Source organism: Termitidicoccus mucosus (genome assembly GCF_038725785.1).
Taxonomy (GTDB): Bacteria; Verrucomicrobiota; Verrucomicrobiia; order Opitutales; family Opitutaceae; genus Termitidicoccus; species Termitidicoccus mucosus.
Genome location: NZ_CP109796.1, coordinates 1,208,806 through 1,231,537 on the forward strand (window position 1 = coordinate 1,208,806; position 22,732 = coordinate 1,231,537).

The 22,732-nt window shown below is 62.3% G+C and carries 8 protein-coding genes; 6 read left to right on the forward strand and 2 right to left on the reverse strand.

From position 1 onward, the window contains the following. Window positions 1-85: 85 nt before the first annotated feature. Window positions 86-892, reverse strand: a complete 807-nt coding sequence (locus OH491_RS04095; protein WP_068769212.1) for a TIR domain-containing protein — start codon at window positions 890-892, stop codon at window positions 86-88. Window positions 893-1,061: 169 nt separating this feature from the next. On the opposite strand from OH491_RS04095, the gene OH491_RS04100 reads away from it, so the two are divergent. Continuing rightward, window positions 1,062-1,304 carry a transposase gene (locus tag OH491_RS04100; protein ID WP_342751068.1) on the forward strand — a complete coding sequence of 81 codons (243 nt, stop codon included), beginning with the start codon at window positions 1,062-1,064 and terminating at the stop codon, window positions 1,302-1,304. Between the two features lie 78 nt (window positions 1,305-1,382). Continuing rightward, the gene (locus OH491_RS04105) at window positions 1,383-2,042 is read left to right on the forward strand and encodes a response regulator transcription factor (RefSeq protein ID WP_334319108.1); all 660 of its coding nucleotides are present in this window, start codon (window positions 1,383-1,385) and stop codon (window positions 2,040-2,042) included. Window positions 2,043-2,311: 269 nt separating this feature from the next. Here the strand turns inward: OH491_RS04105 and OH491_RS04110 are convergent, their stop codons facing one another. Further along, window positions 2,312-3,247, reverse strand: coding sequence for a response regulator (locus OH491_RS04110; protein ID WP_068769211.1), 936 nt, complete (start codon window positions 3,245-3,247; stop codon window positions 2,312-2,314). Between the two features lie 637 nt (window positions 3,248-3,884). Between OH491_RS04110 and OH491_RS04115 the strand changes: the two genes are divergently transcribed. The 4 genes from OH491_RS04115 to OH491_RS04130 all read left to right on the forward strand — a co-directional run bounded on the left by OH491_RS04115 (window position 3,885) and on the right by OH491_RS04130 (window position 22,729). Further along, the gene (locus OH491_RS04115) at window positions 3,885-4,301 is read left to right on the forward strand and encodes a hypothetical protein (protein ID WP_342750869.1); all 417 of its coding nucleotides are present in this window, start codon (window positions 3,885-3,887) and stop codon (window positions 4,299-4,301) included. 20 nt (window positions 4,302-4,321) lie between these two features. Then, window positions 4,322-6,997, forward strand: coding sequence for a DUF11 domain-containing protein (locus OH491_RS04120; protein ID WP_068769209.1), 2,676 nt, complete (start codon window positions 4,322-4,324; stop codon window positions 6,995-6,997). A gap of 208 nt (window positions 6,998-7,205) precedes the next feature. Further along, window positions 7,206-13,100 (forward strand): hypothetical protein, encoded by a 5,895-nt coding sequence (locus OH491_RS04125; RefSeq protein WP_342750870.1) that lies wholly within the window; start codon window positions 7,206-7,208, stop codon window positions 13,098-13,100. After that, entirely contained in the window at window positions 13,097-22,729 is a 9,633-nt protein-coding gene (locus OH491_RS04130; protein ID WP_342750871.1) for an isopeptide-forming domain-containing fimbrial protein, read from the forward strand. The genes OH491_RS04125 and OH491_RS04130 overlap by 4 nt, the downstream gene beginning before the upstream one ends. Window positions 22,730-22,732 lie beyond the last annotated feature (3 nt).

The following is a 22,732-nucleotide window of genomic DNA, read 5'->3' on the forward strand; positions in this document are numbered from 1 at the left end:
GTCGGGTAGCCGCCCTGATCTCAGCGTAGTTCGATTTCGGAAAGGACTGTCAACTTTTGACTCCCAGCTTTTGCAGTTTTTGGCGTTACAGGAGAGCCTTGTTAAGGTCGATTGTGAATCCTGCCGATTTTAGCTCCTGAGCCAGCCTCATTTTCCAGCCTTGGCCGTTGTCCATGCGCTCGTAAACGAGCCCGATTATGTCCGACGGCATTTCTAACTCACCCTTGGTGAGCACGAGTGTTTTGCTCCGGCCAAGATGAGCGGCGAAGTATCCCAATTCGAGCACTACGTTCTGTCGCGGGCGCGGCTTCTTATCCTGTTCATGTCCCGCTTGGTGTCCGTAGTCATCTGGCGTCATGAGGACCACTGCGAAGCCCGCGCGCGACGCGAAGTCTTCGAATTTTTCAATTACAGTTAGTCCCCGGTTAATCTGCTCTTGGAGAATTACAGGAGTAACACCCAACTGCTCCAAGAAGCGTGCCACTGCATGTTTGGCTCCTTCGTCTTGGCCGTGAACCAAGAACACCGAATTGTTCTTTGGCATCTTGGGCACAAGCGCATCTGGCTCGAACCGTTTTGCCGTGAATGCCCCTTCGGTTCCGATATCGGATTTCCAGCGCCCTGCGATGCTGCCATCTGCTTGAAGCTGGCAGAGTGCCTGAACCATGCCGAGATTCAATCCTCCGGTTTGCCTTCCGGGCGTCAGCTTAAAGGAAAGCCCGTCTTTGATGACGCCGTTGATGGTATACTCGTATTGGCCAAGTGCAGGCTCGTGCATTTTGGCGACTCCTGTAATGCGGTCTCCGTCTTGCTTGATGTCGAGAGTTAGTCCACCTCGGTTGGTGCCGAAAATGTCTCCCGTCCAAAACCCTGCCACATTTGGGATACTCATGATTGCGACAATTGAGCTTCGTATGACTCCGCGCAATCATGAAACTAGCGCTGTTGTTCGACGTGTGCGATAAACACATGCGGCCGAGCAAAAGCGCCCGGACATTGCCCGGGCGCGCCGGCGGTGGCGACGGTGGCGGCGCGGCCAAGGCGGGCTCGACCCGGCCCGGCTGGTCTTCCTCGGCGAGTCCGCGGCCAAGACGAACCTGACGCGCCTGCGCGGCCATTCGCCCAAGGGCGAACGGCTGGTTTGCCATGCCCCCTGTGGGCATTGGCGCACCACCACGATGATCTCTTCGGTGCGATCGGATGGGACTACCGCCTGTATGACCATTGAGGGAGCGACCAACACCGAGGTTTTTCAGGCCTATGTCCGGGAGATCCTCCTATGCTGCAAAGAAACGACGGGATAGCGCGTGGATCATTCCCCATTTGGGTATCGTGAGCTGCCTTGGAATGCGCCTCAACGCATCTGACTTGCCTAAAGGCCAATGCCAGAACTAATGGTATCGATTGTGAAGCTTATTATCATTGAAGACCAAGCTATATTACGTGAACTCCTTGTAATGGCATGCCTCAAAGCAATCCCTTCGGCGGAGGTGAAAAGTGCACCCAATGCCAAGGATGGATTGACGCTTTGCCAGAGCCTGCAGCCAGCCATCGTTCTACTCGACATAGTGTTGCCCGATGGAGACGGAATTGATCTTGTGTCCCAAATTCGTTCTACGGTGAACGAGGTTAAGATCATTATACTCTCGTCGCACGCCGATGAATATACGCTTTATCGCTCACAAATCGCTGGCGTCAACGGCTTCGTGGACAAGAATAGCCAAACGCTCAATATTTTGCAGGAAGCGATCAGAACTGTCATAGATGGGAAAAGTTATTCATGCTCGGTGGTCCAAAAGGTACGAGCCCGGGTACGTTCTGATCCCCTGGCATTTTCAAAGATTTTATCTGAACGCGAAATGGAGCTTCTCTGTCTTTTTGGGCGCGGCTGGTCCAACGAGGAGGTTGCGGCGCATACTAGACTCAGCCCGCGCACGGCGCGCAACCACCGGCAAAATATCATGACGAAACTCAATCTTGGCTCCACTCCGCATCTCATCCGCTATGCCATGGAAAAAGGCTTTACGCGTATAGGTGACTGAGAGCCTAGCAATTGTTCGGAGATGCAGGCTCATGAAATGCACTCAAAGCAGGCGAATGTGGTAATAATTTAAAATCTGACATTAATAAATAGCTACATAGGGCGCAATAAACACATAGAAAGGGTGTTAATTATTACTTAGAGGCGAATCTCGCTCTCTCCATTGGCGAAGTTTCCCTGAGACAATTTGCATTCCCAATGCATTCTCCTTGCGTTCTATGTGGCTAATTTTAATTGAGAAACTCGGGATAATTAATAGGCTACTGCAATCTACATTGTCGACTTGTCGCGAGCGAGATCACGTTGTATTTCCTTGAGGACAATAGAGAGGGCAGCCAGTGGCTCCTGCAATAAGGGGTCGCTCAGGGAGGCACCGCTACGCAACGCGTTTTCACACTTGCGGGCTGCACGACGGACGGCGGACACATCCAAAATTGCAGCTAATGAGCCGAGATTGTGCGCGGCAATAATGGCTTCAATGCGTTGACCATGGCGGATTGCGCTAACGAGGCATTTCCACTCGTTGTCGAATTGCTCCACGCAATGGCGCAACGCTTCCGCGACTCCGCCGGGAAAACAACTGGTATAATTGGCCAACGCCGCCTGGATGATCGCGGTAAGGTGAGCGCCCGGCGCTTGTGGGTTGGTGGCAGATGTTTCATTAATGAAGGGCGGAGGCAGGGGGACGGATGCGGATCCTTGCGTACCCGCCGGGGGCACTTTATGGTGTGGCTTGCCCACCCTTGCATCCATGCCCATGCGAATACTTGCGGTGGTGGAAGGCATGGCGGGATGGGGGGCGGCGGTGCCGTGACTTTTATCATCACCGGCTCGTTTGAGCGGAATGCGGACCGACTCGATCATTGATTTCACGCTGGCGGCGTCAAATGCCTTGCCGAGGAAACCATCAACCCCTGCTTCCAGACAGTGCCGTTTCATTTTGGCGCTTGTGTCTGCTGTGATAGCAACGACGCGCAACGCCGGGTGATGATGCCGAATATGGTTCAACACAGAGTCGCCCCTGACCCCGGGCAATTCCCAATCGAGAAACATTATATCAAAATACACCTCTGCGAGGTACTTGTATGCCGTTTCTGCGTCGACGGCCTCGACAACACTGTGCCCCAACTGCGTGAGTGTGCCGCAGAGGAGGACACGGTTGAATCTGAAATCGTCTACGACGAGTATTGAAAGATGGCTAGACATTGGGAGGAGACTCGCAGGCACGGGAATTATTCCACGAATAGATTTTTATTGGGTAACAACTCCCTGCAAACAGAGACGATTCATGCCCCCATGCGTAAATGTCGATGACGTGTGATAGGGAAATTTACCCAATCGGCGCGCTGTCAGCAGATAGAAAAAAATATAGGGGTTTCCCCTATGAATCGCATCGCCATCGCAGATAATCCCTTCCGATCCCCTCTCTTTGTCATGGGCATCAGGGTGTTTTTTGGAAGGCGTTTCATTCAAACGGACATACATGGAATGCTTCGATGCAGTGTCCTGTACCATCAGGGCATGAAATCGATCCTGCTAGAGCCTTTTCGATTTAGTTTGCCCCAAGGATGGAAGGTAGGGCGCTGTCCCTGCCGACGCATACCCTTGAATGCTGGCCGATGGGCACGCCGACTGATGTGTCCATGCAAATTGCAAAAGCTTTAGCGGTTTTGATTTTCGGGCACCCGCTGCACTGCCTGCCCATCCTGTCCAATTTTACCATACCCAGAGATTTTTCCACCACATGCACATGGGAAAGACATTCTTTGTTTTGTTATCCGCAGTTGCAGGACTGGCCTTCGCCATGCCGCAGGCGGCAGCACAGCCGCTGGTCGTATCGCTTATGGCATACAAAGTGACTGTAACCAGTGAGGGGCGCGAGGCGTTTGCAGTCGCGGACAAGGCGCAGCCCAGCGATGTGATTGAGTATCGCGCCACTTATGCCAACGCTTCGGAGCATGCCCTGACCGCCGTTTCACCGGAAATCCCCATCCCGGTCGGGCTTACTTGGATCGCCGGAGGAGATCCTGCGGGGACCGCCCCTGCCCCAACGCCGCCCGGCCCGGTGGCAGCCAGCCTCGACGGGAAGACTTTCGCCGCCCTGCCTCTGCTCGACGACGGAGGCCGCCCGATTGCCGCCGCTCTTGTCCGCGCTCTGCGCTGGAGCATCCCTGTGATCAAGCCCGGCGAGACCGTCACCATCTCTGTCCGCGCCACGGTCAACCGAACCTCGGCCAATGCCGAAACTTCAGCTCGCTGAAACATTTTTGCATCCCATAAATGAATATGACCAACACCACACCCAGCTCGTCGGCCACGGCCCGGCGCAGGAGTTGCCTGCGCGTGGCCTTTGCCTTACTTGTCCTTGCGAGCTTCGCGCTTTTCGCGCACGCGGCCGCACCGCTCGTTAACACCGCCATCGGCAATCAGGCTTCGGCTACCTACAAGGACGATTCGGGCGTCGAACGCACCGTGCTCTCCAACACCGTCACCACGCTCGTCCAGCAAGTGTATGATCTCGACCTCAAGCAGGACAACGCCCGCACCTCCAATCCAGGCGGCCAGGTGTTTTTTCCGCACACCGTGACCAACCTCGGCAACGGCATCGACACCTTCACCCTAGGGGCGGTCGATGGCGGCGGTGCCACCACGCTCGGCAGCATTGCGATCTACATCGACGCCGACGGTGACGGCAATCCGGACAACTTCACGTCGATCGGCACGACCGGACCGCTGGCGGCGGGCGCATCCTTCCGCTTCATCGTGGCCGCCACTGTGCCCCCCGGAGCCACAGTCGGCAGCGCGGGTACCGTCACTGTCACCGCCACTTCCACCAACGGAGGCGACACGCCGATCGTCGAGACCAACACCGATACCGTCACGCTCACCAACGACGCCGTCCTTCAGGTCACCAAGGCCGCCACCCGCGGCTCCGGCCTGCCTGGGACGCCCGTCAAGTACACGATCACTTACCGCAACATCGGCAACAGCGCCGCCACAAACCTGAAGATTACCGATATCATCCAGCCTGGTCTCACCTACGTGGACGGTAGCGCTCGCTGGTCTGTCAATCCTACCCAGACTCTGACCGATGCCTCCGCCGACACCGAGGCTGTATCCGGCATCGATTACAACTTTGTCGGCACGACCGCAACCTTCGTCATCGCCAGCGTGGCGCCCGGAGTCAGCGGCTATGTCACCGTCGAGGTAACCGTCGATGCAGGCCAGGCGCCTGGCACCATCACCAACACCGCCGACTACGAATTCGAAACCGGCAGCGGTCCGACCACCGTTCCGCTCACGTCCACCAACACCGTGCCCTTCGAGGTCTTGCCCGAAGTCAGCCTCACGTTCGAAGGTCCGGCTACGCCGCTGGAGCCCGTCCCCGCCAGCGGTTCGGTTTCGTTCAACAACGTCCTCACGAACAACGGTACCGGTACCGACACGTTCAACATCGTCGTTGACACAGCCGGCCTCGGCACCGCCGGCAAATTCCCGGCTGGCACCACATTCCAGCTCTTCAAGAGCGATCGTGCCACTCCGCTGACCGACACCAACGGCGACGGCATCCCCGATACCGGGCCAGTGGCAGCCAACGGCACCTACACTGTCGTTCTCCGCGCAAACATCCCCGGCAACGCCGCCGCGACCGACACCACCCTCTCCGTGACCAAGACCGCGACCTCCACCGTGAACCCGATCCAATCTGCCCCCGCCACCGACACCATCGCCGGCATCACCGGCGCGGGTGTCGATCTGCTCGGCCAAAGCCCGGCAACGGACGGCCTCGGTGATAGCGGCACCACTATCGTTAACACCGAGACCGGCAATCCCGGCTCGACCGTGACCTTCACGCTAAACGTAAAAAACACTGGCCCCAATCCCGACACCTTCGACCTGATCGCTTGGACCAACGGCACCGACGCCGGCACCCCGACCTTCGGGAGCAGTCTGCCTCCCGGCTGGACCGTCGTCTTCAAGGATGGCGCCAACAACGGAGTCGTGTCCAACACCGGTATAATCCTTGCCGACAGCACCAGAACCTACACCGCCGAAGTGACCATTCCCGTCGGCACCTCGCCTGGCGACATCTCCGTCTGGTTTCGGTCGCAATCGCCCTCGACCGGAGCGGCCGACAATCTGCGCGACCGCGTCACCGTGGACACCGTCCGCGGCATCACCATCCAAACCAACAACGCAGGTCAGATCTTTCCCGGCGGTTCCGTCATTTACCAGCACATCCTCACCAATACCGGCAATGTCACCGAAGGGCTCCTGGGCGCACCCAACACCCTTGCCATAGCGCTTGCCAACAGCCTCGACGGCTCCGCCTTCACCTCCGTCGTGTATTATGATGTCGACAATAACGGCACCATCGATGCCGGGGATAAGATCGTTGACACCGCCGCCGGTGGACTGCTGTCCAGTGTGAAAAGCGACGGTCTGCCCAAAGGGGAGAGCATCCGTCTCCTCGTCAAGGTGCAGGCTCCGATCGGCGCTGCCGACGGCGCGGTCAATATTACCACGATTACGGCCACACCTGCTCCCGGCGTGGACGTGGGAAGTGCCGGCGCACCCGCCGCCGTGTCCAATGCTGATGCCACCAGCGTCATCCGCGGCAATCTCACCATCGTAAAGGAACAGAGCGTCGATGGCGGCGGCACTTGGACCCAGGAACAGCGCTCGGCCATGCCTGGAGGGCAGATCCGCTACCGGATCACCGTGACCAACGTTGGTTCAGCCGACGCCGAGAATATCGCCGTCAACGACACCGTCCCGGTCCACACCGCCTATGACAGTAGTTTTTCCGCCACCATCACCAAAGGATCGGGATCGCCCGAATCGTTCACGCCTCCTTCCTCAAGCGGCGCGGGCACGGCCCTCCTTTTCAACATAGGCACACTCTCGCCGACCCAGACGGCGGTCATCACCTTCGCGGTCAAGATCGACGAGTAATAATCCTAACCCGACCACGGTCTGGCGCTGTCCGCTGTTTCAGAGGCGGGTGGCGTCAGGCGCGGAGACACTGGCCTGCCATGCCGCCGCTCTCCCTCCGCTTCATCCACCACGCCCTTCAGTGACGATTTGCCTCGCACGGTTTCTCGCTCTTCCCTTTCCCCGCGCCGCACCGCTCGCCTGCGCTTTCACGTGCCTTCTCGCCTTCGTGTGCGCTCTTGTGCCCGTCCGCGTCGAGGCCGCGCCACCCGCGCCCGGCACGATCATCAGCGGACAGGCGGTTCTCAACTACATTGATCTCGATCTCGACCTCACCCTCGAGTCCCCCTCCTACATTGTCCGCGAGACACCCTCCAACATCGTCCGCGTCCTCGTCGGCGGTGCGCCCGGTCTCGAGCTTCAGGCGGATCGCTCCGGCACCTACGCGCCCTCCACCAACTTCACCTTTATCCACACGCTGACCAACACCGGCAATATCGCCGGCACCTACACGCTCACCCCCGCGCTCGTCGATGGCGGCGGCTTCACCCCGCAAAACCTCGCTCTCGTCATCGACGTCAATGCCAACTCTGCCGTCGATCCCGGCGAGCCGCAGTATCCGTTCGGCCCGCACACCGTCACGCTCGCGCCGGGCCAGACGCTGCAATTCATCATCACCGGCCTCGTGCCGCCCTCCGCCCCTGTGGCAGCCTCCTTTCGTATCCGGGTTGATGCCACCCTTGCCGAAACCGGTGCCATCGCCGCCAATATTGACGCTGTGGCCACTGGCGCCGGTGAACTCCAGTTCTTCAAATCCGTCTCTCCTGCCACGGCGGCCCGTGGCGGGGAGATCCTCTACACGCTATACGGCACCAATAACTTCCCTGCCACCCTCGGACCAACCCCCATCGCCATTGATGGGGTCAACACCCTTCGCGTCGTCGTCCGCGATCCGCTTCCCGGCAACATCGAACTGGTCTCCCTCCTCGCCGCCAACGGCGGCACGCCGCTCTATCACCTCAACGGCACGGCCTTTCATGCCTATGTGACAGCTGCCCCCGCTGATCTCTCCACCGTCGATGCCGTGGCTTTTGCCTTCGACACCATTGAACTGGGCGTCTCGTTCAGCGTTTCCTTCCGCGCCCGCATCGGCGGGCGGGCCACCGGGGAAATCGTCAACCTCGCCTCCGTTTATTCGAGCCAGCCCGGCGGCGCGCCGCTCATCACGGTTTCCAATCCCGCCACCGTCACCGTCCCCGACGTGGCCCCGGTCATCCGGTATTATGACCAACCCTACGCGCGCATCATGCCCGCCTCGCACCTCGGCAATCCGCTCCACGTGCAGGTCGAGGCGGGATCGTGCAACAAAAAATCGGAAACGGTGGAAACCATCACCGTGAGCATCACTTCCGCCCTCACGGGGGATCGCGAGAGTTTCACCGCCACTGAAACCGGCCCCAATACTGGGATATTCCGCATTTCCCCCGTGCCCTCTCAGGATACTGCCGCCGCCCATGCCGTCGTAACCGGAGACGGAATCCTGCAAACCCTCGAACGCGACGTGCTCACCGCCGAGCTTACCGACTGTGGCGGCGTCACCGTGCGCGCGACGATCTTCATCGACCCGGCCGGTGTCATTTATGACAGCCGCACCAACCAGCCCCTCGCCGGCGCCACCGTCACGCTGATCGATGTCACCGGCGTCAATGGCGCTCCCGGCGGACTCGCCCGCGTGCATGACGAGGACGGTGCCACCGCCGTCTCCGCCACCCAAGTCACCGGCGCCGACGGCCTCTTCCGTTACCCCATCGTTCCGGCCGGCACCTATCGTCTGGAAATCACGCCTCCCGCCGACTACGCCTTTCCCAGCGTCATCCCGTTCTTCGCCCAACCCGCCGGGCGCCGCATCCATGTGGACGGTTCCTATGGCGGATCGTTTCCGGTCGATCTCTCCGACGGCACCGTGTTTCTCGACGTGCCGCTTGATACGACGGTGGCCACAGGCTTCGTTCTTGAAAAGACCGCTTCGCGTGACACCGCCGAGATTGGCGACTCCGTCATCTATACGCTGAAACTTTCCAACAGCTCCGGCGCGCCCTTCCGCAACTCGTTCATCGACGACCGCCTGCCTCCGGGTTTCCGTTACGAACGCGGCACCGCCCGCCGCGACGGCGTGCCCATCGCCGATCCCAGGGGTGGCATCGGCCCGCATCTGCGCTTCTTGGTCGGCAAGCTCGATGACGACGCCAGCACCACTTTCACCTACCGCGTGCGTCTCACGCCCGGCGCGGAAAAAGGCGACGGCATCAACACCGCGCAAGCCACCTCGCTCGGTCCCCAGGTGCTCGTCTCCAACCGGGCGCAGGCGCGCGTCCGCCCCGAGGCCGGCGTGTTCGATCCCTCGGCCGTCATCATCGGAACCGTCTTTGTCGATGCCAACGGCAACGACATCCAGGACCCCGGCGAGCCCGGCGTCCCCGGCGTGCGCGTGGTGCTTGAGGATGGCACGTATGCCATCACCGACGCCGAGGGCCAGTACAGCATCTACGGCCAGCGTCCCGTCACCCACGTCCTCAAGCTCGATCCGCATACGCTCCCGCCCGGGGCGAAGCCCGGCGGCAAAAGCCCGCGGTTCGCCGGCGATCCCGGCTCGCGCTTCGTGGACCTGAAAAGCCACGAATTGCACAAGGCCAACTTCATGCTCGTGGAGCCCGCCGAATCGCTCTACGCCGCGATCGAGGCGCGCCGCCGGCAGATCGACGCGTGGCACCCCGAGATCGCCGCCGCTCTCGCCACCACCTTCAGGGCCGACGGCACACCCACGCTCGTCACCGATCCGCAGAGCCGCGAAGCCTCGGGCGTCATCGGCTCCGGCCACGCCTTGCCCGGCTCCTTCGAAAACGTATTGCCGCCCGGCACGCTCACTCCCGCCAACTCCCCGCTGCCGCCCTCGCCGGTGGCCGCCGTTCCCCTCGTTGATCTCGAACACGTCACCGCCGGACTCACCGACGCCGAACCCGGCTTCATCGACCTGCGCCACGGCGACACGCTCCCCTATGATCGCGTCACGGTCCGCGTGAAGGGCGCGGCCGAGGCGAAACTGGAACTGCTCCTCAACGGCGAGCCCGTCTCCGAATCCCACATCGGCAAGATCGTCCGGCAGCGGCAGGCCGCGCTTCAGGCGGTCGAATACGTCGCCGTGCAGTTGAAGCCCGGCCTCAATCATCTCGAACTCGTGCAGCGCGACCTCTTCGGCAACGCGCGCGCGCGCTCACTCATCGACGTCACCGCGCCCGGCCGCATGGCGACACTCGACATCGCGTTCTCCACACCCGTGCCCGCCGCCGACGGTCGCACAGCGGTCGAGGTGCGTGTCACCGCCGTGGATGCCGCCGGCGTGCCCGTCACCGCCTCGCTGCCGCTCACGCTCGAAACCACGCTCGGCCGTTGGGAGGTGGAGGACGCCAACCCTCGCGAACCCGGCACGCAGGTTTTCATGAAGGATGGCGTTGCTACCTACCGGCTCATCCCGCCCGTCGAGCCGGGCGAGGCGCGCATCGTTGTTTCCAGCGGCGTGATGAAAGCTGAGCGCCGGCTCGCCTTTCTGCCCGAACTCCGTCCCATGATCGCCGCCGGCATCATCGAGGGCCGCTTCGCGCTCAACCGGCTGAGTTCTTCCGCCATTCTCCCGCTCGATCCCGGCGATGCCTTCGAATCCGAACTGCGCCAGTCCGCCGGCATCGGCAACGACGGCACTGCATCGGGCCGTGCCGCTTTTTACCTCAAGGGCAAGATCAAGGGCGACGCCCTCCTCACTGTCGCTTACGATTCCGACAAGCGGAAGGATGATGTGCGCCTTTTCCGCGACATCGACCCGGATGCGTATTACCCCGTTTACGGCGATTCCTCGGTCAAGGGCTACGACGCGCAATCCACCGGAAAACTCTACGTGCGCATCGACAAGAACCGCTCCTGGTTTCTCCTCGGCGATTTCAACACCCGAGCCGACAGCGAGGTCCGCCAGCTCGGCGATTACAACCGCAGCTTCAACGGCGTGCGCGTGCAGCACGAGTCTTCCCGCTTCAAGGGAGGCCTTTGGGCCAGCGACGACAGCACCGACCAGGTAATCCGCGAAATCCCCGCCAACGGCACCTCCGGCCCCTTCAACTTCGCCGCTGGCGACGGCGTCCTCGGCAGCGAAACGGTCGAGATCCTCGTCCGTGACCGCAACCAGCGTTCCGTCATCCTCAAGACGACCACGCTTGCGCGCTATACGGACTACGATTTCGAACCCTTCAGCGGCCGCCTGCTCCTCCGCCGCCCGGTTGCCTCGGTGGATGAAAATTTCAACCCACAGTCGATCCGCATCAGTTACGAGGTCGATTCCGGAGGGCCGAAGTTCTGGGTTTACGGCGGCGATGCACAGGTGAAGCTCCACGAACGCCTCGAGGTTGGCGCCTCCTTCGCCCGCGATGAAAACCCCGTCGATCCCTACGACCTGCAAAGTGTCAACGCCACCTTCCGCCTCGCCGCCGGCACCTACCTCATGGCCGAAGGCGCGCGCAGCGATTCACTCCTCAGCGTCACCGACTCCTCGCGCACCTACGGCTACGCCGGCCGCATCGACCTGCGCCACCAGTCCGAGCTCACCGAGGCCCGCGCTTATTTTGGCAAGACCGAGGAATCCTTCAACAACCCCTCCTCCACGCTCAACGCCGGACGTGTCGAGGGCTCCGCCAAGGTCACACACCAACTCGCGCCTCGCACGCAACTGATCGGCGAGGGCATCTACACCGAGGACATCGCCGGATCCGGCAACCTCAAGGGTGTGCGCGCCGACATCGCCTACACCTTCGAAAACCAAGTGCGCATTGCCATCGGCGGTCGCTACAGCGAGGAAACCCAGACTCCCGCCAATCCCGGCGACAGCGCCGCCGACACGCCGCTCACCGTCCGCAGCGTGCGCACCCGCGTCGACGCGCCCGTGCCACGCTTCCCGCAGGCCAGCGTCTTCGCCGAGTACGAGCAGGACATCGTAAAGAGCGGCCAGCGTCTCGTCGCCGCCGGCGGCGCGTATCAGGTCAGCACAAAGACCCGCCTCTACGCCCGGCACGAGTTCATTTCCTCCCTCGGCAGCGATTTCGAACTCAACACCAGCCAGCAAAACAACCGGACACTCCTCGGCCTCGAAACCGAGTATCTCCGCGATGCGTATTTTTATAACGAATACCGCGTGCTGGATGCTATCGACGGCGGCCAGGCCGAAGCCTCCACCGGCTTGCGCAATCTCTGGAACGTGGCCGATGGACTCCGGCTCAACACCACCTTCGAACGCGTCACGCCCTTCGACGGCAGCTCTACCAACGAGTCCACCGCCGCCACCTTGGCCGTCGACTACACCCGCCCCGCCGACTGGAAGGCCACCGGCCGCCTCGAGGGGCGCTGGGCCGACACCAGCGACAACTATTTGAGCACGCTCGGCTATGCCCGGAAGCTCGACGAGCAGTGGACCTTCCTCGGCCGCTCCATCCTCAACACCCAGCTTTACGATGATCCCGCTTCGGCGGATCTCTGGCAGGGTCGTCTCCTCGCCGGTCTCGCCTGGCGGCAGGCGGAGAAGGACAGGTGGAACGCGCTCTTCCGTTACGAATACAAATACGAACGTGGCTCATCCGCGCTCGGCGACGAGGACATGCGCCGCCAGGTTCACACCGCGGCCACGAGCGTCAATTACCAGCCCGATCGCCGCTGGGTTTTCGCCGGCCACTATGCCGGCAAGTTCGTCATCGAGCGCGGCGGCTACGGCGGCGACGCCGACTACTTCGCGCACCTCCTTGCCGGCCGCGCCATTTTCGAAATCACCGCAAAATGGGACGCCGGGCTCAACCTCGCCGTGACCTTCTCTGAGTCGTTTGGCAACGCGCGCTACGCCGTCGGCCCTGAAATCGGCCGCGTATTCACGAAAAACGTGCGCATCGGCTTCGGCTACAACCTTGTCGGCTTCACCGACCGCGATTTCGACACCGCGAGCACCTCGCAGGGCTTCTTCCTGAGCCTGCGCATCAAGTTCGACGAAAACCTCTTGAAATGGGCCAGCTTCAAACGAACGGAGGATGCACGATGAAACACACCCCATCATGGTGCGGGCGGTCCGCCTGCGGCCTCCCTTTCTGCGCCGCATTTTTCGCCCTCCTGCTTTGCGCCTTTTCCGTTGACGCCCGCGCTGCGCTTGCCGTCGCTCCCTCGTTCATCCCTGCCCAGAGCGGCCGCACTTGGATGGACATCGGTGGCGTGTGGAACGGCTCTGCCGAGGCCGATGCCGACACGGTTCGGCTGACCATAACCAACGACGCCGTCGAGCGCTACGAATTCGGGCTGGCGGTCACATTGCCCGCCCATTTCCACTACGTCCCCGGCACCGCCAGCCTTTACAGTTCCACCGATCCCGAGTTGACGGGAGTCACCGCCGCCCAGACGGGCAACACGCTGACTTTCACCTTCCCCGAAGGCTACGACCTACCGGCCGACGCCACACTGGTGATCGATTACGGTATCATCATCGCCGCCACCACGGATCTCGCACCCGGCACTTATGAGCAACTCGTCACCGCCCGCCACGCCGAGATGGAGGGCGGCGCGGCCACCCTGCAAACCACCGCCTCGCTTGGCATCTTCGTCCGCGCGGGCGCGAGCATGCTCATCGTCACGGCGGGGGACGGGAGCAACCGGCAAACCAAGGCCGTGGGCGAAACGGCCACTTTTCACGTCACCGTCGCCAACACCGGCCTCGGGGCGCTTTTCGATGTCGCGATCGATGAATCGCTCATCTTCAACGCCAGCGACCGCTCACTCCAGCTCACCGGCATGGAAAAGATCGCCCCGGCCTCCCGCGCCGCCACCGGCTCCATGCCCATCCTTGTCATGCCCTACCTCGCTCCCGGCGAGAGTTTTGTCGTGGAGGTGCAGGCGCTCGTCACCGATTGCGACGCCATCTTCAACACCGTCTCGACCTACGACATCACCGGCGGCATACTCAAGAGCGCCGATTCCGCCGTCACGCTCGATCTCAAGCAACCCCTCATCACCTACACGCCGCCCAATGTCACCCTGGCCTACGGAGCGCCTGTGCCCGTGGGGCCCTTCGTTGTGGCCAACACCAAACTCGGTCCCGCCCACAATGTCGTCCTCCAGACCAACCTCCATCAGCTTGGCGTCATGGTTGATGCGCTCACTGACGGATGGAGCTACGACCCCGGCACCGGCGCCTTCACTTACACCGGCAACGCTGACCATGCCATCGCCAACGGCATCGACATCCCCTTGGGGTTCAGTCTGGAGACCTCCAGCTACTGCAATGGCACGCCGGGCGGCGTTGTCATCTGGCGTTCCTCCTACACCAACGGCTGCGGCGATCCCTATGCCACGCCCACCGCCATCTCCATCGTTTTTCCGCCGACTGGGGCTCCTGCCATCTCGCTGGGGCAAAGCGTCAGCCGTCGTATTGCCATTGGCGATGCCGCGCAGGCTTTTGTCGTCACTCTTTCCGCCGAGAACACAGACCTCATTGACAACGACACCATCGTTGTCACCGAGACCCTGCCCGCCGGCCTGCCTTTCGATCCCCTAAGCATCACCGCCACGGCCGGCGACTTTGCCATAACCGGCGACATCATCACTTGGACGGTGGGCAAAGGCGCGCTCGCCGGCGGCAGTCAGGCCACCCTCACCGTTCCCTTCGAATATACGCATCCCTGCGATGCCGGCGTGCAATACACCGCGACCGCCGGCATTGTTGGCGCGCAGTCCATCGGAGGTTGCGCTCTCGGCTCCACCGCCTCCGCCACCTTCTTCCTCTCCAACAACCCCGCGGCCACGGTCGAGCAATATTTCAACATCGCCTCGCCCCCTGAAGGCGGCGTCTTCGAGACCGGCCGTCACTCCACCGACGCCAGCCGCGAGATCGCCTTGGGCGAGGGCGAGTTCGTGTCCTTCGAGGCCTCCTATGCCTTCGGTGCCGGATACATCGGCACTTGGAACGGATCGACTTACGTTGACGACTTCGGCGGGGCCGGCATCGCCGATCACCAGCGTCTGGTTCCCGACACGCTCCAATATTCGATCAACGGAGGTTCGACATGGGCTCCCGTCCCCTCGGGCTTCGTGACCGGCGGCAACGGTGCCGCCCTCAACATTCAACTCGACTTCATCACCGGCGTGACCGGGAGCGACTCCGTCGATGGGAAAGCACTGCGCATCCGCTATCAGGCAACCCTCACCGATTCCGCCCTCGGCGGGGGAATTCAGGGCGAGGTTCTCCAAGTGGCCCAGCTCTCCATCGCCGGGGTCCCGGCTGGCGCCCCCAGCACCTGCACCAATCCGCTGGAAAGCAACTTCCGTCAAGGCGTCTATTATAACATCGCCCGTGCGGCGGCTTCCGTCTCGGTTTCTTTCGACAAGCCCGACCCGGCCCGCTGCGAAATCATCGGGGTGACCCTCGCCGTCGACAAACACCCCACCGGCAAGTACGTCCGCAACCTCGACATCGTCCTTGATCTTGGCTCCCACTACGAGTTTCTCCCCGAGGGCGAGCAATCGTTCTCCTATTCCGGCGATTTCAATAGTGGCAATCTCATCCTTTCCGGCGCCCCTGGCGCTCCCGTCTTCACCTACAACCCCGCCAACCCGCTCACCCAGGCGAGCACAGTCACGTTCCGCGTCCGCCTCAAACCCGGCGCCCCTATCGCGCCGGCCCAGCTCAAGGCCACCGTCAACTACGACGACTTGCAGACCTCCACGTCTCCCGACAAGACGGAATTTGCCACCTCCGCCCACACCCAGCCCATTCTCGTCCGCTCCGCCCAGCTCGCCATCCGTGCCACGCCCGACACCGTCATCGTCTCCGGCCAGAGGGTCGAGTGGGACATCCATGCCACCAACACCGGCGACGGCATCGCTTACGACAGCCAGCTCACCAACCGCATGCCCTTCACACTCAAGGTCGATGAAGGCGCCACCAATGCCGCCAACAGCGGCGCCGCCCTCGTCCGCACCTCGACTGGCAGCGGTCCCACCTATCGGGAGACACTGGCTTGGACGCTCGGCGACATCGCCCAAGGCGATACGGTAACCCGCCGGGTCATCGCCATCATCGACACCGATACTTCCTGTGCCTTTGCCAATGGCAGCAACGAAATCGAGGCGCACTGGGGTTGCGGCGACTCCTGGTTTGGCGCTGCGGTCATGCTGGCCCCAAAATACACCACACCGCAGGGCCAGATGCTCGTCGCCCACGACACCGCCAACTCCGTGGCCAGGCTTTGCGGCGACGGTCTCATCGAAATCATCGTCCGCAATACCGGCGCGGGCGACATTCACAATGTCGTCGTAAAGGAAGTCCTCGACTCCTCGCTGATCTTCAAAACCAACACCGCGCAATACTCCATCGACGGCGGCGCATGGACGGGCGCACCCGATCCCGACGGCTTGGGAACAATAACCAACCCCTATCAGTGGACCAGTGCCGGGATTGCCAAACTCACCCGCCTGCGCCATGCCGGTGCTTCCAGCGAGAGCGGTGAGATTCCCCAGGAGATCCGCATCCGTTTCAATGTCACGGCAGGCGGCACCTTTCCTGCCACCACGCCCACCGCCGCTGCCTCCGCCACCGGCCAGATCGCCTGCGGCGACGACGCCCTCTCCCTGAGCCCCGGCATCGTCAGCATCAAGAGCGAAAAACCCGAGGTCACCGTCACCAAGACCGCCCGCAACGACAGCGCCGGGCAGACCGCCTTCGCCGAAACCGTCTATGGCGGACGCGGCGACACCATCGAGTGGCGTATCGTTATCGCCAACACCGGCAACGTTGCCGCCACCCATCTGCGTCTCTCCGATGCCTTGAGCGGCACCGGTGGCGCGGCCATCATCTCCAGCGCGGATGACACGGGCTCCGGTTTCAGTCCCGGCAACATCCTCGCCGGGCAGGTCATCTCTCTTTCCGATCTCCCCGCTGGTGCCACCCGCACCTATCTCATCACCGAAGTCCTCGGTTCCGACTGCAATATCGCCCCGTCCCGCAACACCGAGGTGAGCTGGGGCTGCGACGTGCCTCCCGCCGGTCAGCATAATGACATCGACGCCCCTGGCACGCCCATGGATGCCGCCACTCTGATCCTCGCTCCTGCGATCGGCGCCGGCACCGAAATCAGCCAGACCATCACCTACCTCTCTGGCGGCCGCGCCCGGGTCGTGGCCGAAATCATCAACCGCGGTGGCAATGCCTACAACCTGAGTGTCACCAATACCTTCCCGAACCCCAATATGGTGCTCGACGAAACCGCGACGCCTGTCGTTGCGCACGATCGCCTCTCCGGCAGCCCCTACTCCGGAGCTCCCGTCGAGCAGGTCACCAGCGTGGTGGTGAACAACGACGCCCTCCTGTCGCCCGAGTTCACCCTTCACGGCGCCGGGACCGGGAACCCCGCCATCGGCGATCATATCCTTCGCTACGGCGACCGCATCACGCTCACCTACTATGTGCGTTCTGCCGTTTTCGATGAAGATTTCGCCAACACCTTCCCCGCGCTCACCACGCAAGATTCCACCAACAGCCGCGACCCCGCCCCGCCGGCATCCGGCAACAATACGGTGAAGGTCGATTACCGGAACAGTTGCGACAACCCCCTCTCCAACTCGCACACCGCCACCATCGATCTGCTTTCCCCAAACCTCGATATCACCGCCGCCTCTCCCGGCAATTTCGTGATCACCGATTCCACCGCGCGAGATTACACCTTCACCCTCCAAAACGTCGGCGATGCTGGATCCCTCGCCAGCCACATCACCGCCGATTTTCCCGAGCTCGGCACCGGCTGGACCATCAACAGCATCCGGATCAGTGCCGCCACCGCAGGCACCGGCGGCACCGTGTCCACCGTCGGAGCCAACGCAACGCTGGAGGGTGGCCTATGGACCTTTGCGCCTTTGCAGCTCGGCACACTGGGGACTGGCGGGAGCATTACCATCACCGTCAACGCCGCCTACAGTGGCACGCCGGCCTCCCTCCGGCTCCGACTCCGCGTCCGGGGCGAGGCCCGCGGTGCGGATGGCGCTGCCGTCACCAATTACTACTCCCATGACCAGCGCGGCCAGCGTGTCATCGGTGTGGAACTGGACAAGACGGTGCAAGGCACCAGCGAGCCGGATGCGCACTCTTCCGGAGCCAATGTGCTCATCGGCGAGGAGGCCACTTTCCGCCTTCGCGCCCGCCTCTTTGGGGCCGAAGCCGGTGTCAGTGGCATCAGGATTCACGATACTCCCACGGATTCCAACGGCCCTCTCCATCTCGGTCTGGCCTACGTCTCGCACACTCCGACCGGAGATAGCAAAATCACACCGTCATCCGTAACGCCGCCGCTGTCGGTCAGAGAACCTCCCTCAATGGCGGAAAGCCGCGTGGTGTTTGTTTTGCCCGACCTCAGCGAGACAGCGATCAACAACGATGACGACAATCTCTTCGAAACCGATCTCACGGTCCGCGTCCTCAATATCGCCGGCAACGTCGCCGCCGTTTCCAAGTCCCTCCGCAACAATCTCGGCCTCCAGTTTAATTATCTCGGACAGCTCTTTCGCAGCAACGATACCGATGACGCTTTCTCCACTGGTGGCAGCGACGTGACCCCCACCGCCAGTCTGCATCGACACGCGGATGTCACGGTCCACCGGCCCGCGCTGGATGTCACCCGGCAGGTCCGCAACCGCGGTCCCGGCGGCACGGCCACTCCGGCCTTTGCCGACACCCTCACTGGCGCCCAAGCGGGCGACGTGATCGAATACCGGATCGAGGTCAAGAATACAGCCCCCACCGCCGGCCTCTTCAGCCTGCATGTCGAGGACACCCTTCCGGCCAAGGTGGTGCTGGTCGCAGATGCCGCTGGTCTCGATACGAACAATGACGGCATCGTTGACGTGGCCGGAGGAACCATTGCCAGCGGCAACAAGATGACCTTCGACTGGACCGTATTTTCTTCCGGCACGGAAGGCTCCAATCTCGTCCGGCTCGATGCAGGCGTATCGCTTGTTCTGCTCTATCGCGGCACGCTCGATTCCAGCGTGAATCCGCTCGAAAACCTCCAGAGCGTCGCCAAGGTCGTCGCGCGGTCCGTCCCCGTAAACTCCGACCTCACGGCCGTCAATCAAACCGGCACCATGGGCGTCGCGGCCGACAACAACACCGACGGCACCGCCCCCATCGCCGCCCGCACGCTCACGGCGGAGCGCGCCGCCACGGTGGCCGTCGCCCCCATCAGCGTCGTTGAAAACAAAAAGCAGATCATCGCCCGCTCTGTCGCCACCGACATGGCCGCGCCGGTGGTCATCGGCGAACAAATCCGTTACCAGATCGGCCTTGTCATTCCCAAGGGCACTGTGCCCCGTCTCAAGGTTTACGACCAGCTTCCGGCCGGGCTCGAATTCCTCAATTTCGAAACCGTGCAGTTTGGCGAAGCCTTTGCCGATGACACCCAGCCAAACACCCAGGTCGAGGCGCAGTCCATCACGTGGGACTTTGGCGACAACCGCCTTGTCAACGACGGCACCCCGGCCGAACGCACCGTGCTCCTCACCTACGTGGCGCAGGTTCGCAATGTCGCGGCGAACATCCGCGGCGCGTCAATCACCAATGCCGCCACCTTTACCTTCACCGTCGGCGGCACGCCCGAGGTTATTGCCCCTGTCACCGTCGCCGTGGCCGAACCCAATGTCACCCTCACCCGGCAGGTGCGCAACGTCACCCGCAGCGGTAGTTTTTCTTCAACCGCCACCGCTGACGCTGGCGACATCATTGAATACCAGGTCGCCCTCACCAACGCCACTGGCACGAACATCTCCACCGCCCGCGACCTCAACCTCGTGGAAACCCTGCCCCTTGGCCTCACCTACGTGCTTGATTCAACCATCTCGCCCTCCGGCTGGGCGGCACTCGGCAACCCGCAGATTACCGGCGATGCAGATTTGGGTTATGTCCTCACTTGGGGACGCGGCCGGGGCGACACTTCCACCAAACACGATCTCGCTCCCGGAGAAAGCAAGGCCTTCACCTTCCAAGTCACGGTGGACAATACCTCCCGCCCCCTCCAGCAATACCAGAGTATCCTCGCCGCCGACTGGACCTCGCTCGACGGCGCCGGTCCGATTCTTGACGCCTACGCGCTTGGCTCCGCCGGCGATACGCTCGGCGAACGCACCGGCGTCGCATCCGACACGCTCAACACGTATCTCAAGACGACCTCCATCACCGCTACCGCGCTCAACTCCACGAGCATCACCAAGGTTAAGTCCGGTGACACCCTCCCGCGCACCGCTGCCGACGAAACCGGCGCGTCGCCCGACGGCTTCCGTATCGGCGACATCATCACCTACACCGTGACCGCCACCTTGCAGGAAGGCACCCTCCCCGGTTTCCGGATCGACGACACGCTTCCCTCCGGCCTCGCCTTTATCGACACCGTGTCGATCCTCCCTGCCACCCATGCTGGTATCCCGACGGACACAACCCCGTTCTTCTACACCACACCCGATCCGGGCAACACCACCGCGCCCGCCACCGGCGCCACCGGTGCCATCGCCTGGCAATTCGGCAACCTCGTAAACTCCGGCGATAACAACACGGCCAACGACACCCTCGTCCTCACCTACCGGGCTCGCGTCATTGATGTGGACGGTCTCCTTCCTCCCGTTGCTACGCCCGCCGCCACCGCCACCACGCTCGAAAACTCCGCCGCTCCCGTCTACCGCGATGCCCTTGATAATCCCGCCGGCCCCGACGCCGTGAAGGCTCCGGTCACCATACGCCAGCCTCGCCTCACGCTCACACGCACCGCCCTTGATCCCGATCCCGCCCTCTGCTCCGCCAACGTCCTGCGGCCCGGCGACACGGGCAAATTCAGACTCACCGTTACCAACACCGGCACCGCGCCCGCCTACAACATCCGGCTCACCGAGACGCTGCCTTTCCACTTGCGCGACACTCCGCCCCAGCTCAGCTCCGCCTCGATCGACGGCTCCCCCGTCACCGATCTGGCACTCATCGACCGCGTATGGAATGACACAACGGGCGTCTGGACCTTTACCCTGGCTGATGCCCAGATACTCCGTCCCGACCAGACGCTGGTCCTCAACTACACCTACACCGTCGATGCCACGGCGCCCAAGGGAGAGACCCTTTCTCCCATTGTTGGCATCGTCACCGAGTATTATTCCCTGCCTCCCGAGACACCTGTGGCCAACCCGCACCGCCGCCAGTATGCCCCGGTCTCCGCAACCGACAACACGATCATCATCGGCCTTGAAATCAAGGGCTTTGTTTACAACGACATCGAGCCCAACGGCCATCGCGACGGCTTCGAGGACTGGAGCGCCGGTCCGGCCGTTTACGTCAACCTCGTCAACAGCAGCAACCAGGTATGCCGCTCCGTTCAGGTCGCCGCCGCTTCGGCGGGCGATTATCTCCTCCCCCGCGTCGCTCCCGGCTCCTACCGGGTCATCGTCACCGACTCCGCGACCTCGATCACCGCCGCCGCCCCCCTTGCCTGGCTCTTCCGTTCGCCCGCCGACGGCATTCGCCCCGTCACCCTCGGCAAGGTTGACCTCCTGGAAGAAAACTTTGGTCTCTATCAGGGCACCGGCACGTTCACTGGTGTCGTTTTCAAGGATGCGGGTGACACCAGCGGCACGGGGGCGAACAACGGCCAGCAGGATCCTGCCGAGCCCGGCATCGCCGGCGTCACCGTGCGCCTGCTCAAGAGCGGCACTGAAATCGCCACTGCCGTCACCGACGGTTCCGGTCGGTTTGCCCTTTACGTGCCCTCTTCCGGCCCCAACATCGTGAGTTTCGGCGATACGCTCGTCATCGAAGAAGTAAACCCCGCTGGTTATATCTCCACCGGGGCGACTGTGCCCGCCGGGATCTCCGGTGACTACAATCGTGGCACCGACTGCATCACCTTCACCTACATTCTCGCTGGTTCCATGAGCGGGTTCAGGTTCGGCGACGTGCCGGTCAACGCCTTCCACACCGACGGCGCGCAGACCATCCTGCCCGGTGCGGTGGCCTTTTACCGCCACACCTTTGTGGCCGGCACCGCCGGTACGGTTACCTTCACCTCCGGCAATTCCGCCACCCCGGACATCCCTTGGGCGCAGGTTATCCTTCGCGACAACAACTGCAACGGCACGCCCGGCTCCGCCGTCACCACCTCCATCGCGGTGAAAGCGGGCGATGAAGTATGCATCATCCTGAAAGACGCCTCCCCCGCCGGGGCGCCTTGGAGCGCGGTAAACACCACCACGGTCATTGCGACGTTTGTTTACACCGGGGCCGATCCCGCGCTTCTCGACTCGGTCCTTGCCCGGCAGGATGTCACCACCGTCGGTGCGGTGGCCAGCGCCGGCCTGCAACTCGTCAAGAACGTGGACAAGAATACCGCAACTCCAGGCGCTGAAATCGAATACACGATCACCTATACCAATACGGGTGCAGGCGAGTTGACCGATCTTTTCATCGCCGACTCCACGCCCGCCTACACGACTTTCATCGAGGCCTCTGCCGAGACGCCGTTTCCTGCCGATCTCGACACGGTGGTGGTTACGGCGCCTTCCGTCGGCGGCACGGGCGCGATTACCTGGACCTTTACCGGAGCCCTCGCCCCCGGCGCAGGCGGCACGGTCCGCTTCAAGATAAAGGTGGACGGCCAATGAGCG